At 42.8% G+C, this 15,713-nt stretch carries 15 protein-coding genes and 1 tRNA gene; 6 read left to right on the top strand and 10 right to left on the bottom strand.

The annotated features are described in order from the left end of the window. The first annotated feature begins 438 nt into the window (after nucleotides 1-438). The 6 genes from OGY01_RS15730 to OGY01_RS15705 all read left to right on the top strand — a co-directional run bounded on the left by OGY01_RS15730 (nucleotide 439) and on the right by OGY01_RS15705 (nucleotide 5,426). Nucleotides 439-948 (top strand): CSS-motif domain-containing protein, encoded by a 510-nt coding sequence (locus OGY01_RS15730; RefSeq protein ID WP_286493329.1) that lies wholly within the window; start codon nucleotides 439-441, stop codon nucleotides 946-948. Between the two features lie 96 nt (nucleotides 949-1,044). Next, nucleotides 1,045-1,923 carry an EAL domain-containing protein gene (locus OGY01_RS15725; RefSeq protein WP_286493327.1) on the top strand — a complete coding sequence of 293 codons (879 nt, stop codon included), beginning with the start codon at nucleotides 1,045-1,047 and terminating at the stop codon, nucleotides 1,921-1,923. A gap of 89 nt (nucleotides 1,924-2,012) precedes the next feature. Next, nucleotides 2,013-2,375, top strand: coding sequence for a helix-turn-helix transcriptional regulator (locus tag OGY01_RS15720; protein ID WP_045447111.1), 363 nt, complete (start codon nucleotides 2,013-2,015; stop codon nucleotides 2,373-2,375). Nucleotides 2,376-2,933: 558 nt separating this feature from the next. Then, complete coding sequence (locus OGY01_RS15715) at nucleotides 2,934-3,275, top strand: DUF3302 domain-containing protein (protein ID WP_045447114.1); 342 nt, start codon at nucleotides 2,934-2,936, stop codon at nucleotides 3,273-3,275. A 2-nt stretch (nucleotides 3,276-3,277) separates the two neighbouring features. Then, nucleotides 3,278-4,414 (top strand): HlyD family secretion protein, encoded by a 1,137-nt coding sequence (locus OGY01_RS15710; RefSeq protein ID WP_045447118.1) that lies wholly within the window; start codon nucleotides 3,278-3,280, stop codon nucleotides 4,412-4,414. Nucleotides 4,415-4,505: 91 nt separating this feature from the next. Next, a complete protein-coding gene (locus OGY01_RS15705) occupies nucleotides 4,506-5,426 on the top strand; it encodes a LysR family transcriptional regulator (RefSeq protein WP_200009936.1) in 921 nt (306 codons plus the stop codon). A 41-nt stretch (nucleotides 5,427-5,467) separates the two neighbouring features. Here the strand turns inward: OGY01_RS15705 and OGY01_RS15700 are convergent, their stop codons facing one another. The 10 genes from OGY01_RS15700 to actS all read right to left on the bottom strand — a co-directional run bounded on the left by OGY01_RS15700 (nucleotide 5,468) and on the right by actS (nucleotide 15,604). Then, entirely contained in the window at nucleotides 5,468-5,776 is a 309-nt protein-coding gene (locus OGY01_RS15700; protein WP_045447124.1) for a LysR family transcriptional regulator, read from the bottom strand. 524 nt (nucleotides 5,777-6,300) lie between these two features. Beyond that, entirely contained in the window at nucleotides 6,301-6,756 is a 456-nt protein-coding gene (locus OGY01_RS15695) for a SphA family protein (RefSeq protein WP_286493326.1), read from the bottom strand. 96 nt (nucleotides 6,757-6,852) lie between these two features. Then, nucleotides 6,853-8,103: a low affinity tryptophan permease TnaB gene (gene tnaB, locus OGY01_RS15690; RefSeq protein WP_048220614.1), complete on the bottom strand. Its 1,251-nt coding sequence runs from the start codon at nucleotides 8,101-8,103 to the stop codon at nucleotides 6,853-6,855. A 110-nt stretch (nucleotides 8,104-8,213) separates the two neighbouring features. Next, nucleotides 8,214-9,629 (bottom strand): tryptophanase, encoded by a 1,416-nt coding sequence (gene tnaA / locus OGY01_RS15685; RefSeq protein WP_045447130.1) that lies wholly within the window; start codon nucleotides 9,627-9,629, stop codon nucleotides 8,214-8,216. 272 nt (nucleotides 9,630-9,901) lie between these two features. Next, nucleotides 9,902-9,979, bottom strand: coding sequence for a tryptophanase leader peptide (gene tnaC, locus OGY01_RS23695; protein ID WP_197086135.1), 78 nt, complete (start codon nucleotides 9,977-9,979; stop codon nucleotides 9,902-9,904). Nucleotides 9,980-10,705: 726 nt separating this feature from the next. Then, nucleotides 10,706-11,182, bottom strand: coding sequence for a hypothetical protein (locus OGY01_RS15680; RefSeq protein ID WP_286493325.1), 477 nt, complete (start codon nucleotides 11,180-11,182; stop codon nucleotides 10,706-10,708). Between the two features lie 319 nt (nucleotides 11,183-11,501). After that, complete coding sequence (locus OGY01_RS15675) at nucleotides 11,502-12,191, bottom strand: hypothetical protein (RefSeq protein WP_286493324.1); 690 nt, start codon at nucleotides 12,189-12,191, stop codon at nucleotides 11,502-11,504. Between the two features lie 732 nt (nucleotides 12,192-12,923). After that, the gene (locus OGY01_RS15670) at nucleotides 12,924-14,558 is read right to left on the bottom strand and encodes a site-specific integrase (protein ID WP_286493322.1); all 1,635 of its coding nucleotides are present in this window, start codon (nucleotides 14,556-14,558) and stop codon (nucleotides 12,924-12,926) included. Between the two features lie 134 nt (nucleotides 14,559-14,692). Then, nucleotides 14,693-14,766 (bottom strand) — tRNA-Gly (locus tag OGY01_RS15665). Nucleotides 14,767-14,845: 79 nt separating this feature from the next. Then, a complete protein-coding gene (gene actS, locus OGY01_RS15660) occupies nucleotides 14,846-15,604 on the bottom strand; it encodes an amidase activator ActS (RefSeq protein ID WP_200041857.1) in 759 nt (252 codons plus the stop codon). Nucleotides 15,605-15,713: the final 109 nt, after the last annotated feature.

Here is a 15,713-nt window from a genome sequence, read left to right as displayed (position 1 = left end):
AAAAATCAATAATGATTTATATTATTTAAACTTTAATGTTATTCAAAACAATTATAATAATGAGATATTTTTTAGCATGTAAAATTCATCTTATTGATAAATATGGATATTTTACAAACAAACTTATATATAAAAAAGAATGCACCAGTGCATATAATACTGATGCCTTTACCTGCCTAAAAATTATAGTAGCGTATTAATCCCGAAATAAAATATTCTACAGGAAATTGAATATAATATTCTTCGCTGACCGTTCTTATAACCGCAGCTAAGCCAGTATCACTGAATAGCAAGGGTCGTCATGTACTTTTAAACGACACTAAAATCTGGCACCACCTTCTGGTGACGTAACAGTAAAGCTAAAGCGCAGTTCATGTAGGGTATAGAGGTAATGTCATGCCATTTGGTCTGTTAAAGAAGCGTCAACTCAGGTACCGAATGGTTCGCACCATACTTGTGAGCCTGCTTTGCATCCTGTTGGGACTCATCAGCACCTTCTGGCAGGCGGCAGCAAATCTCAAACGAACCACTAATATCCGGATGACAAATGCCCGGCAACTGGTGGAAGGAACGCTGGACAGTGCCAGGCATGCTGCTTACGCCGTAAAAGACAATCTTGGTCGGCCCTGCCTTGAGTCTGTCGCGATGAAGCTCAGGACGCAGGTAGCGTACTCGCAGAATGTGCGCAGCGTAAACCTGGTACAGGGGAATAAAATCTATTGTTCATCTCTGTACGGTAGCAATGAAGAAAATATTAACTTTGATAGTTATACCAACGGGATGCTCTACCTGATGAGCGACATGCTGGTCAGGAAAGGACAGCCACTGATTATCTACCGAATGGTTGTCGGTAATAACAGTATTGTGGTCCGACTCTATGGCGAGAGGATCCTTTCCGAACTGAGTGTTATGAGCATCAATTTACCCCTGGGCCTGGTTGTTGGATAACAGCAATGGCAGACTCCAGAGATTCCTTCGTTCTCCCCCGGTACGTCTGGTTATCTGGAACAAGCCTCGACCAGATATCCATTCCGGATAGTTACGGTGATTTCCGCTGCCGATTATGCCCATTACTTCTGGATCTTCTCACGATTCTCTCTTGTTTCCTGGGCCTTGCTGGCCGCTATTCTTGGTTTCAGCGCATTTCGCTGGACAGGGCGACAGATAACTGCAGAACATGAATTACATGAGGCTCTGGAATTGCAGGAATTTATTCCTTACTTCCAGCCAGTGGTATCCGCAGAGCATACTCACTGGGTCGGTTGCGAGGTTCTAATGCGCTGGTCACATCCAACGCTCGGTATCATCCCTCCAGACAATTTCATTCCTCTGGCAGAAAGCTGTAACCTTATTATGCCGATGACTCAGGCGTTGATGGTTCAGGTACGTCAACAGTTTTTACCATTAATACATTTACTGCCGAAGGATTTTCATTTCGCTTTCAATATCAGCGCCAGTCACTTAAGAAATTTCAATCTGGTGGAAGACTGCCGGGTATTCATCCAGGCATTCAGGGCTAATCCTGTTAAGCTGGTTCTGGAGTTAACTGAGCGGGAATTACTTGTTACAGATGGTGTGACAGAAAGGTTGGTGGCAGAACTGCACAAACTGGGTGTGCTTATCGCTATCGATGATTTCGGCACCGGCAATTCCAGCCTTAAATACCTGCAAAACTTCGAGGTCGATATTCTTAAAATCGACAAAAGCTTTGTCAGCAATATAGGTATTGATTCGCATTCTGTTCATATCATCGACAATATTATTGACCTCGCCCGCCGATTACACCTGCAAACGGTGGCGGAAGGAGTAGAAAATGAAATTCAGGCAGCTTATTTGAAAGCACACAACGTTACTTTTCTGCAAGGATATTTATACGGTAAGCCCATCCCCATGGAGGATTTCACCAGACAATTTTATTCCTGATGTTGAATAGTAACATCAAAACGTAGTCATCATACCGTGCAGAGACACTCGCCAGTATATAAACATCTCGATGATAGAGGTAAAAACATATGGAATGTTCAAAAAATAATTTATTTACCAAAGAAGTATCTAACCAACTGATTATATTTATTAATGAAAGACGGAAAGACAAGTTACAGATTGACGATCTGGCTGCTATTTCTGGCTTTTCAAAATTTTATCTGCAATCTTTTTTTAAAGCTCATACCGGGATACCACTTGGCCGTTTCATCAAGGATACCTACCTTAATCATGCAGCTCATGAACTCATCAACTCCCAGAGCACTATTCTGACTATTGCTTTAAATGCCGGATATGGTTCTCAGCAGTCATTTTGCCGGGCGTTTCGTAAAAAATACAAAATAACGCCCAATGAGTTAAGGAAATCAGGTGCGACACATAAGATTTTATAATATGAAGAGTAAATATATCACTGATTATTTACAGCGTATGACGCTGGTGTCTTTAATAATTTCAAAACAATACATAAAAAAAGACCGCACGGGTGGCGGTCAAAATGACACTTCAAAAATATAATTTTATTTCTTAGACACATTCATGCTTGTTTCATAAATATCATCAATGTAATTTTTCTCCTCACTTGAGATACCTTATAAAACATTTTCAATATAAAACCAAAAAGTTCACCATGCAATTTATTTATAAAAATTAAGTTCCATTTAATGGAATCATTCCATAAATCTAAACGATTAATGCTAGCGAGACTAAGTGAATAAGGTATCCTACATTCATTAATGTATGTACAAGGCATTTTTAAACAACCCAAAATCACTAAAACAGCCACTAAAACAACACAAAATAAAAACGACGCATCAGGTTCATTGCCTTAAAAAGCACAAGCACGCTGTCCTCAGCGTACTATTCCCTGGAGACACCACGAAGGGGTAATACGTCAATAACCAGAGAGGCGAGCTTAGTTTTACCCAACCGACGAAGGGAGGAGGAATAGTATGTTCCTTAATTACTTTGCACTTGGAGTGCTAATCCTGGTATTCCTGGTAATTTTTTACGGTGTCATCATCATCCATGATATTCCTTACGAGATCGCCAAAAAGCGAAATCACCCGCATGCCGATGCCATACATGTCGCTGGATGGGTAAGCCTGTTCACTTTACATGTCCTGTGGCCATTCCTATGGATATGGGCCACGTTGTATCGCCCCGATCGTGGATGGGGAATGCAGAACGCACAGCAACCACAGTATGAAAATTTGCAATTACGTATTGCTGAACTTGAACGGCAATTCAAAAAACAACAACACGCTGACTCAGATAACACTCAAGGTAATTAATTGTGGATTTATTAATTATTCTGACTTACGTAGCCCTGGCATGGCTGGTCTTTAAAATATTCAAAATACCGGTCAATAAATGGAGTATCCCAACAGCCGCTCTGGGCGGGATCTTTCTGGTTGGGGCACTGATTTTGTTAATGAACTATAACCACCCATATACCTTTAAGGCACAAAAAGCGGTGGTCTCCATTCCTGTTACGCCACAAGTGACAGGTATTGTTCGTACCATCACGAATAAGTCAAACCAGCTAATTAAAAAAGGTGAAGTCCTTTTTGAACTGGATCCAACGCGTTATCAGGCTCGTGTTGCGCGACTTGAGGCCGATCTTGTCACCGCGATCCATAGTGCCGACTCGCTGCAATCACAACTGGATGAAGCCATCGCCAATACGTTAACAGCAACTGCACAACGTGACCGGTTATACAAAGATTACCAACGATATTTACAGGGCAGTAAGGCAAAGGTGAATCCGTTCTCAGAAAGTGATATTGATCATGCCCGGCAAAACTACCTCGCTCAGGATGCAGCAGTAAAATCATCGGTTGCCGAACAAGCACAAATCAAAAGCCAGCTTGATAGCATCCTCAACGGCGAACAATCACAAGTTGCCAGCCTGCGCGCTCAACTGGCAGAAGCAAAATACGATTTGGAGCAAACCGTTGTCCGTGCGCCCAGCGACGGCTACGCCACTCAGGTATTGATCCGTCCCGGTACTTTTGCGGCAGCGCTGCCGCTGCGCCCGGTTATGGTATTTATTCCCAAACAAAAGCGACAGATTGTGGCGCAATTCCGTCAGAATTCATTGTTGCGCCTGAAAGCTGGTGATGAAGCAGAAATCGTTTTTAATTCGTTGCCCGGCCAGGTCTTTACAGGAAAACTGGCTGGAGTCCTTCCCGTGATCCCTGGCGGTTCTTATCAGGCCCAGGGGACGCTTCAATCCTTGACTGCTACCCCAGGGAGCGAGGGGGTTCTCGCTCTTATCGATCTGAATCCAGATGAGAATATTGATGCATTACCAGATGGCATATATGCGCAAGTTGCGGTCTATTCGGATCATTTTTCTCATGTAGCCATTATGCGTAAAGTTTTACTACGCATGACCAGTTGGATGCACTACCTCTATCTGGACCATTAAGCCGTTCATTGTGCCTTGTTGATATCGGGTAATTATATCAGGACGTAGATCATCTACACTGAAAGCAAGGCACTATCCTCACAGAACAGCCATGATGAAACAATTAAAAATCAGAGATTTAAAAATACTCCTGGACCTTGTTGAAACGAAAAGTTTCAGTCTGTCTGCTAAAAATGTCGGCCTGACCCAGGCCAGCATCAGTAAAAGTATTGCGGCAGTAGAAGAAACGTTAGGAATCAAAATAATTGATCGAGAGAGTCGTCCGGTCAGGCTGACTGCATTCGGGGAAACTCTTCTGCCTAACATTAGAAAGTACATTATTGAAAATGATGAACTCTTTGAACTAGTCGACCATTATAAGAAAGCGCCATCTGGTGAAGTTAATATTTTTTCTCCTTCCGGTATGCAGGCTTATCTTGCAGAGAATATTCTGCCGCCATTGTTTCAACGATTCCCCGATTTGAACGTGACAATAACAACATCCAATCACTATAACGCAGACTACTTTAAGGGCGTGAGCTTTAATAACTCCTGTGACATGCTCATATCCTATTCCCCACCACATAATCAGAATCTGATTGCCCGAAAAGTAAAGCGGATACGGATGGATGTTTTTGCTACCCCAGCGTTTTTTGAACATCACCCTTTCACGACGCCAGAAGAGTTATCTCGCCATCCTTTCATTTTATTAAGTTCGATGGCCAATAACAGCTATGAAAATGCGCTGGAGTTCACCCATGAAAAAACGGCTGAAGTGAAATCAGTCAACGTCACGGGGAAACTAAAATTTGACAATATCTATACAGCCATCAACTGCTGCAGAAATGGAATGGGATATATGGTGACATCCCATCTACTTCTCAAAGACACAAGCGGAATAATGTCTGTACTTCCTCCAGAATGGGGAGTTTTTATTGATTGCTACGTTATTTACAGAAACCGGAAAAATCTTCCGCTACGAGTACAACTATCGTTGGATTATATAATTGAACTAATGACAAAAGAAAAATGAGATGCCTGTAGATTTACTCTGAGTGATAATTAAGACAATGCTCATTTAAAAATCGTAACTTTTCGAGGATCATTGCTCATAGCCACAGAAAATTTCAAAAATGTTTCTCCGATCATTTTATCCAGTTCTACCGCATATTTCGTCGGGCTCAGGCAACGACCTTCTCTCTCAAACAATGGAACGGGAAAGTAAGAACAAAAGCGTTTGAGCATGATGCTAACTGTTGGCGCAGAACAGTTTAATACCACACTAGCATTAAAAATTGTCTTATAACTCATCACCGCAGAAAAGTAGAGTGCTGAATTTAAATCAATGTTCTTTATACATTCAAAATCATGTTTTTCAAGCATACTTATACTCTCAACGCTATCAATATTCACTTGATCAGTGTCTCATATAACAATACAAAAAATAAGTATTTTAAATTATTAATCAAATAATCACTAACACTATAAGTGTTAGTGATTAGAGCCATATAGTTCTGGAAAAGGTTAAGTGACCAGGTGACTTATTTCAGATAAATCAGTGATTTTAAACAATAACTCCAACTCATCAGATTAATTAAACTATTTGATAGACTACAATAGTTTTCATATTGCTATCTTTATTTAGAAAAAGGCCGAATCCAAGAACAGTTCACAAAGATTACCAAAACCACAAAAAAGATAAACAATTAAAAGATACAAAACAGTGAATACTATTATTCCAAAATTAGTATGGCTCTGGGCTTGCTAGCATGCAGGCTCTTTTTCAACGAACCGAAGAACGACTCAGACACCACGTACTATTTTTGAGAATATGGTTTTCAGAACGGAATAGTCGCTTTTAGATATAGCTGGGAGCCGACTGGCCGATTGCGAACATTCGTTTCCTTCTACCATTTCAATATAGGTAGCCAGTTCTTATCGTTGGCGTCACGGACAGAAGGACCAACTGAAAATGCCCGCACCTTTGCCTGCGCTGCATTAGGCCCGTCATCATCCGTTGTTTGAATGAAGTTATAGCCACCAAGACCAATCACCCAACCATTGCCAAAAGCCCATTCCAGGGCATAATCGGCATGAAACGCCTGACCTGAACGCGTACGGGTCTTACCATTGCGGAAATTAAAGTCGTACATCATTTTGATATCAGCATTGACGCCTTTTTGAGGGATATAGCTGATCGCCCATACCGGTTGTACCACCCAGTAATTTCGCCCCAGGCTGGAAAGATCAAACTGGTTATAGTCGCCTGTTGGCACATACATATCAAAGCTCAAAACATAGTGAAGATCCCGGGTGGGATGAAAGCCCAATGCAGTACCCAGCGTGATATCCCCTAACCCCATTGATTCTATTTATCTGTAGGAAATTTGAAGCAATGATTGTGTGTAATAGTAAAATCAGGACAGGTTTCATAAAAACCTGTCCGTCACGAACTCAAGTTACACCAGTTTTGGTAAAATATTCAGTACGTTACCAAACCAGCAAAAGATAACGACAATGCCAAAGATAATCACTACGGCTGGAATAATGCGCCCACCCCATACTGTAAACATCTGATTGGGAAATTTTTTACGTGACTTCAATGCGAGTACCGCAGGAATAATAACAGCCCATATCGTTGCACATAACCCTGCGCCACCTATCCCATAGATAAAACCGTTAGGAAATAGCAGATAAAGCAGTGTTGGTGGCAGGAAGGTAAGAAGGATTGTTTTAAAACGACCAGTATGTGAGTTGTCAAATTTGAATAAATCAGCAAGAAAATCGAATAATCCCAGCGTCACACCAAAGAAAGAACTCGCCACTGCTAAATTAGAGAAAACGAGTAAGCAGAACTCAATCATGCCACTCTGATTTGTCCCAAGAAATGATCCTACCAGAGCATCAACATTTCCACCGGAAGCAATGATACCTTTGAAACTCTCGCGCGGAATATTCCCCATTGTGCAATACAGCCAAAACAAATAGATAACCAACGCCAGAAAAGACCCCAATACAACACTTTTTATTAATTTATCTTTTCTCTTCCCATAACAAATGATAAGACTGGGAATATTACCATGAAAACCAAAGGATGCCAGACATACTGGAACCGCCATAAATATATAGAGGAAGTAGGAATGACTAGTTTCATTTACGCCACTGATACCACTTAAAATTGAGTAATCGACCTGAAAGAAAAGTGAACCAAAAACAATAACGAAGGCAATGATTTTTATACCGAGAAAAAGCGAAGTAATCCGACTCGCAGCTAGCGAACTAAACCATAACACCCCGGCCACGAACAGAGCGGTACAAACACCTATAATTCTGGGGTTAACATGTTCTCCTGAATGCATAGATATCGTTTCACTAATAATAGCTCCGTTTGCTGAAATATATGCATACGTTAATATGTATAAAACAAAGGCAACCGTAGCGCCACTAATGATATTCCATTTGTTACCAATTAGATCTTTAGTAATAGTATTAAAACTGGAACCCACTGGATAGTTTAAGTTTGCTTCCAGTAGTAACAATCCTGAGTGTAACATTGAAAACCAGGAGATTATTAATATAAACGCGCCCCAAAAAAACCAGGCACCTGCAAGATCAACGGGTAAAGCAAACATCCCTCCACCAATTACGGTTCCGGCAATAACCATAACTCCCCAAAAGGATGAATGCTTTGAACTGGAATTTTCTTCCATGCGAGCCTCTTATCTTGAGTTATATATCTTCATTGTCATGTCATTTTTATAGAGCGAGATAGAACATGAATGGCCATTAAATATGGCCATTCATATTCGGTTGCTAATTATCAGATTTCTTTCAGTCGGGCAGTAAAGTGACGCAGAACTTTAGGTTCATAGGTGAATGTTAATCCTTTAATATTATTGGCATTTTCTTTCACATGACCAAACGCCTCAATAATAAAGTCCATATGTGATTGCGTATATGTAGCGCGTGGAATGGTTAAACGGAGCAATTCTGCCGGACAAGGTAATTGAATCCCTGTTTTAGGATCTCTTCCCAATAAGAACGATCCAATTTCAACAGCCCGAATCCCAGCAACTTTGTAAAGCTCACACGCCAGGGCCTGTGCAGGAAACTGTTCGGCAGGGATATGAGGTAACAACTTTCCTGCATCCACGAAAGCGGCATGTCCGCCCGCCTGCTGACAGATGACACCAATGGCTTCAAGGCCATCAACCAGGTACTGGATCTGTGCGATGCGATATGCCAGCCAGTCCTGATTCATACCATCATAAAGACCAACGGCCAGACGCTCCATTGCCCCGCCTTCCAGACCACCATAGGTTGGAAAACCCTCCTGGACCACGCAAAGTGTTCTGCATTCGGTGTAGACATCAAAATAACTGTCATCTTTAATGCATAACAATCCGCCCATTGGCACCATTGCATCTTTCTTCGCCGACATAGCTAACATATCAGCATATTTATATGTTTCGCGGGTTATGTCTTCAATGCTCCAGTCTTTATAAGCGGCTTCTCTTTGTTGGATAAAATATGCGTTTTCAGCGAATCGCGCTGAGTCCATTACTACCGGAATGTCGTACTTTTTCGCTAACTGGTACGTTGCTTTCAAATTTGCCAAAGATACCGGCTGACCGCCTGCGGAGTTGCATGTAATAGTGGCAACAATATAGGGGACATTATTTGGACCTACTTCCTGGATTCCTTTCTCCAGTTTATCAAGGTCAAAGTCTCCTTTAAAATCACAACGAACTGAAGTATCAAATGCTTCTTTGATATAAACATTACGAACGGTACAGCCATTTATTTGACTATGCCCTTGGGTGGTATCGAAGAAATAATTTGAAAAAACAACCATTTTGCTTCTGTCGAGTCCTTTTTCCTGCTCACGTTTACGAATTAATACAGGAATATAAATCTGCTCGGCCCCCCTTCCCTGGTGCGTTGGAATAGTATAATGATATCCAAAAATATTCTTCACTGCCTCAGCAAGTGCATAGTAACTTCGACTTCCGCTGTATGCCTCGTCTCCCCGTAGCATTGCGGCTTGCATATTTTGGGTAACTGCGCCTGTACCACTATCTGTCAGCAAATCGATAAATACATCTTCACTGTCAAGCAGGAACGGGTTCATCCCTGATTTGAGAATGGCATTTTCACGATGATCCCGTGTTGTACGTTTTACGGGTTCAATAACACGAATACGGAATGGCTCTGGCAAATGTTTGAAGTTATTCATGGAATAGTCCTATATTAGATAAAAGACATGTCAGCCTGCAGCAACTCATTAAGCATGAATTACCGATATAATTTATTTAAAACCCGCAAAATTAGTCCATGGAGATATTATTAGCACACCAAGCATTCCCTTATCACAGGCCTTTTTCAGGCATACAGACAGAGAAACGTGATTGTGCAGACAATAATTTATGGATTATTCAGGGCATGCAAAACAGACAGATTTTTTAATCTGCTTCTGTCCTTCATTGCATTTATAAAGAGGAAGGGAACTTATGGGCGATGATTGACAATGATGGTATCAATGTTGAACCATTTGGAGGTCGTGTATGTATTAATTAAGCTAATCATTATATGTCAACCCTTATTAAACATGCTGACATCATTATAGTGTGGAGAAAATTTGTCTATTAGCAGATAAACTTAATGTGATAAAAGTCACTATAAATTTATTATACACAATAAGGAATTAATTAACAGATACAGGTTTACAGCTGATTGACATTACCTCAGTAAGACCTGGTCAACATACAGGAATTTGTACATTCGACCCGAAAATTGTCCAGGTTTTAGTTTTGCGTTAACGAGCATTTCACCCAACGAATGCTATTGCAACACTTGTACTGTTATTGCTGAGTTAAGCAACGGGTGAAAGCCACAGTCACCGACCAGTTAGCAGGAAGAAAAATAGAGCTCAACTGACGAACAGAATGCAATAACTGCTTATTTATCAAGGGTAAATTGAGTTCGGTAGATTTCAGGAGAATTGAATTTGGAGCGGGCGAAGGGAATCGAAGTATCGAAGACAATCACTCAATAACCATTTGTTTCTTAAAGATATAATGAATCCATTTGGTTACAGTTATGGTTACACACTGAGTGATCTCTGGTCAAGGTCGAATGCCTGTAATATTCCTATAAATGGAATAGAACCAAGGCCAGAACATCTGGAAGGGTCCCAATGTTTCAACTTCAAGGGGGTAGCCTCCCTCGCTTCAGGGAAAACTCAAGGAGGGCTACGGGGACAACACGAGAGGATGAACTATTAGATAGACGCTCAGATTTTTGTAGGAAATTTTAATCCCGCATTAAATAGTTCATGAGCCCTATTACAGGTTTATTCTCACATACCTCATTAAAAGCTTTCGCAAGACCAGTCATATAGAGCTCGTACGTAACATGAAATTCATGGTCTGGTGAGGAGGCTTCGTTACAGGCTATATAAGTTACCATGGCGTCATGAGACTTATCATCACCAAAAATGACTGAAAAAATAAGCCCAAGCATTTCCGACGTAAATGCCATCCTGTTAGCCTCAGTTTGAGTAACCGCATCCAAAATGCCAGTGATATACCCAATAACCCAAGGAGTAATGTACCCCGCAGATAAATACGGAGAGCCCTCTAACTCTCTGCGCTCCTTATCCACCATTGCATCGAACATCACAGTTTGTTTGCTTACCAGTCCAGATGACATCACGACCAATTCGTACTGAATGCGTGTCACATCATATCGTCTTTCCGTTTTTGTCTTTTTCTTAAAAAGCCCAAACACATTTATATCCTCAAAATTTCAGAAGGGTGCCCAAAGGATAACGTGATTACAGCCACCACGCCGATCGTTTATCTCGATCGATAATTTGAAATTGATCGCCGACACCTATATCAACCATGAGAATCTTTAGATGATAATCCCACAACAACTATAATGAGGCACAAAGCAGCCTTTACGTAGACAGGGTTCATCGAGAGGGGGGGGGGCAAACCCAAAGTGGGCACAATGGAAGCACTATCGACTGTCATCAGGTGTAACGCTTTGCGGCTTTCTGGTGTACGAGGGCCAAGCTTGATACTCTTATTCATAACTCTACAGCCTACCGCGCTTTCGACTGCAATAGACGTTGCTTGTCAATATCAGACCCGTATTGCTCAACAAGGATTTCCCGGAAGCGGGCCACACGGTCGGGTTGTGAGAAGAACTCCACCCCCTTGGTGTTCAACCTGAAGTTGATACCTGTAGAGCTGAACTTCGCATCATTATATTTGATGATCCGAAAGTATTGCGCAAAATGCGGATGAACCGTGACAGTATTATCCATGCGCCAGCGTAATAGGCGTCCCTGCTTCCTGAGCGCAAGTAGTAGTTCCTGTGCGGGTAGCTCGTTGGCCTTACAGAAATCACCCCACGTTACGCCACGACGGTTAGCTGACTGGATAGCTGCTCGTTTCTTCTGGTCTTCCAATAACTGCTTAGCCTTCTCAATTCGTCGAATGTACTCCAGAACCTTACGACGCACAGCTTTAGACTCTCGCATACCGACCAGAAGTAATTGGTCTCCATTGAGGATGACGTTCTCCATAGGAGTACCACCTCCGGCTGGTGTAACCATATCGCTTACCAAATTTTTGCAACCGTCCAATTCATCACGGACACGCTCTATAAAGGCATTATTTCGGACAGGTTTCTCCCCTGCTTCTTCACGGGCTGGATTGATAATCGTGGTCAGAAACTCGTAGGAAGACATTGAGAATTCATTATTAAAGCTAATTACTTGTTGAGCCATATCGTTGTACTCCTTTGTTTGCACCCTGAGCCACAACCCACTGACCTGCCCAAGGTCCTCAAATGAAGGAGGACCAGCAGAACAAAGGGTAAACATTGTGGATGTCTTTGAGATTGATAGGAGCGGTGTCTTGTGGGGACATCGTTAGTTATTACAAAAGTGAATTATGACAAGATTAAATGATAGATAATCATAAGTACTCTTAAAGTTATTCTTTAAGTTTTTATTATTATCTTGTGTAAACAAGTAATATAACTTTAAGGTCTTTAAGTAAACTTTAAGTTTAGCCCCTGTAGACCAGAGACCATAGTTAATATGATGTCTATTGCTATTCACTTATCGACTGACCCAGAGCACACAGGAAGCATTCACTTTAATTAGAACGCTTGGTGTCTGTAATTGGTCATCCCGCCCCTGAAAGGATGCGATAAGTTACGGTTAGTGTTAAGCCTGAAAGAAGGCAGTGAATGGTTCGATAGGTGGGTACGGTAAGAAATAATTTTCGCCCCTCCCAATAGTGAGTCCTATTAATTTTCCCTTGACAATAGGCGAAAACCTCCAGTGAACTTACAGCGATTGAAGGTTTTTTGATCATTGTTCAATCGGTAGTCGACTAATAGTTAACCTTGTGATGAGGACTCCCGTCTTCGCTTTGGCACTTCTGGAACCCCAAAGTTAAGCAAGGAGAAGTATGTCCTCCTCTCATTTGCGAGTCGTATTAATTTTACCATGTTAATCAGTAAGTTGAATTGTGGTGCTTCTGCTGGTCATCAAGGCATTCTGGAGCGCTGCTGCCAGTCTATCAACCTCAACCTCTTTAGCGTAACGGTCGTAAGTAATAGACCCAGAGCTATGGCCCATAATCGCCTGAGCATAGGCCAATTCAATACCATGTTGTTTTAGCTGAGTCGCAACTGTATGCCTGAACGAATGGAAAGCTAATCCTTCACGGTCAGCAAGCACCTTGGGCAACAACGTCCGGTTAAACCATTTACTCACCTGCTCACCGTAGCCATTCTTCATAAGGCGAAGGCCATCAAACAGCATAGCATTATCACCATTAACGCCTCTACGAGCCTCAACCAGCCTCATAAAGTCAGCCAATACAAATCCGTAGGCTCCATCGACAAGTGGCACACAGCGATCACTGTGGGCGTTCTTGATGCTCTTACCGGGTAAGCTACTGTCGTCTTCATTGATATGGATATAAACGGTCCCAGCTTCTGTGGTCCTGACATCTTTGACCTGTAGCTGAGCGACTTCATTGAGTCTTGCCCCAGTGATAGCAGCCAAAGCGGTAACGTAGTAATGATACGGCTTACCAGAGGACTTCAGAGAGTAGGCTTTAGCGGCTTCCATAAGTTGCCCTGCTTGCTCCGTAGAGAAGGCATTACGGGCCTCAGAGGCTTTACGCTGGGGAACCTTAAGTTCCAGCCCTTCTGTCATATTCTTTTTAATCAGGTCGTTGCGCAAAGCCCACTTGAAGACAGCCGCCATCTTAATGAGATATTTATTATTGATGGTGACTACATCCAGACAATCTGTCTTATCTTCACGGCTCAGCAGGTCAACCAATGGGGTATCCTTGAAGCGCTGTTTACGGTTCTTTGGTAACTGTTGGAGAACATCACGAACTCTGAGTATGTCTGCCCTGCTGGCTTCAACATTGAGACCCAGATAGTCGAATATTTCGATTAATGCAGCATGGGACGCTTTGTTTTCCCTTAAGGTAGCAGGCTTCCAGTTCTGAGCGTTTTCCGCTTCGTACTGCTCAAAGAGGCTCGCTACTGTAACGCTTGGTGTAACTTCTGGTTTTCCCTTAGGAGCACTTACAGATAAGGACACGTAGGCTTGACCATCTCGCCGATCAATATCATTAAAACGATCGACGTAATCTATCAATTGTTGACTGTCTCCCGCTTCTATACGTCTCATACAAGCCTTGAGCACCTTCAGGGCCTCATGAATATAGCGATGCTGGTCAATACTAAGCGGTTCACTCGCCAAGGCATCCGTAAGGTTCTCACCGAGTTCTCCGTACTGGTCACGATACAGGTCTCTCATGTCCGGCTCAAAGAGGTCTGAACGCCCAGTAGACAATTCCCACTCAGCGATGTCCCTAAGGTGTTCCCTCATTTCCTCATATGAGGCGTCTGGTCTGTCTGCATGGATTGCCCGAAGAGCTGCCTTGATGTGCCGAGAGTGAGCCATAGCGGTACGCCTGTCCTTGGTCCGTAATGATACTGACGCTATCTTATATCTGTTTGTTTTGGACGTCCAGACATCTTTACGCCTATTATCTTTCATCCTAAGACGGATATAGAAGACGCCATTACGCTGATAAAGGTAAGTTCTGGAATTGAGCATGTACTGAGACCTTAGGTCTGCTCACTACTTCAACAAAGTTAGTCACAGTGTTAGTTACAGTGAGTAAAACTATCGGAAGGCTTAAAGCCATATCCCTTAGGATTCAGTAAGTTGAGATACTTTAAGAATGGTCATGGAGCGGGCGAAGGGAATCGAACCCTCGTATAGAGCTTGGGAAGCTCTCGTTCTACCATTGAACTACGCCCGCATTGAAGTGCGTAAGGGATTATAAACCTTACACTCTTCTTGGCAAGGTGCTAACCGACTGACTGGCGATTAATTCACCGTCAACATTTAGGTTTACTCCCCTGTGGCGGTAAATAACGCAGCGGATCGATAGCGGTTGCACGATAGCGGATCTGAAAATGCAAACGCACAGACGCCGCATCTGAGCTGCCCATGGTGGCAATTTTCTGCCCGGCCTTCACGCTTTGTCCGTTGTTCACCAGCAACGTGTCGTTATGGGCATAGGCGGTGATGTAATCCTCACTGTGCTTAATCATGATGAGGTTACCATAGCCCCGTAGCTGATTACCGACGTAGACCACCTTCCCTGCTCCGGCCGCATAAATCGGTGTACCACGCGCAGCAGAGATATCAATCCCTTTGTTGCCGCCGTCCGCTGTTGAATAAGGCAATATCACCTTACCACTGGCTGGCCACTGCCAGCAGCGTTGCCCTACCGGCGGCCAGGATGACTGAGGCACGGATGAAGACGGTCTGACCGCTGCGGTTTTCGTGGAGGATTTGTTTTTTGTTTTACCAGACGTCATAGTGGATTTCGCGCCACCGCTGACCTTCAACCTTTGCCCCACTTCAATGGTATAAGGAGGAGAAATGTTGTTCAGGCGGGCAATCTCTTTTACGCTTGTCCCGGTAGCGCGCGAAATACGATATAGCGTATCTCCCCGTTTCACGGTGTAAACGGAGCCGGAATACGTTCCTGTTTCTGATGATTTGCTACCTGAACAGCCCGCCAAAAGCAGCCCTATCGATAACAACATCACGATACCCAGAGTGTGTTTATTCGGGCGTCCTGCGCTCAAAATCTTTCCTCGCTCAAAAAACAAGACGCTATATCATAGCAGTCCCCCGCCGGATCCCCAATCCATTGCTCTGGAAAACGCCTGTACAATACAAGTTTTGTTAATGAAT

The sequence above is a fragment of the Citrobacter sp. Cm038 genome, from assembly GCF_030333105.1.
In the GTDB taxonomy this organism is placed as follows: Bacteria; Pseudomonadota; Gammaproteobacteria; order Enterobacterales; family Enterobacteriaceae; genus Citrobacter; species Citrobacter murliniae.
Note: the sequence above shows the minus strand (reverse complement) of the source record. Positions and strands in the feature narration are given on the sequence as shown.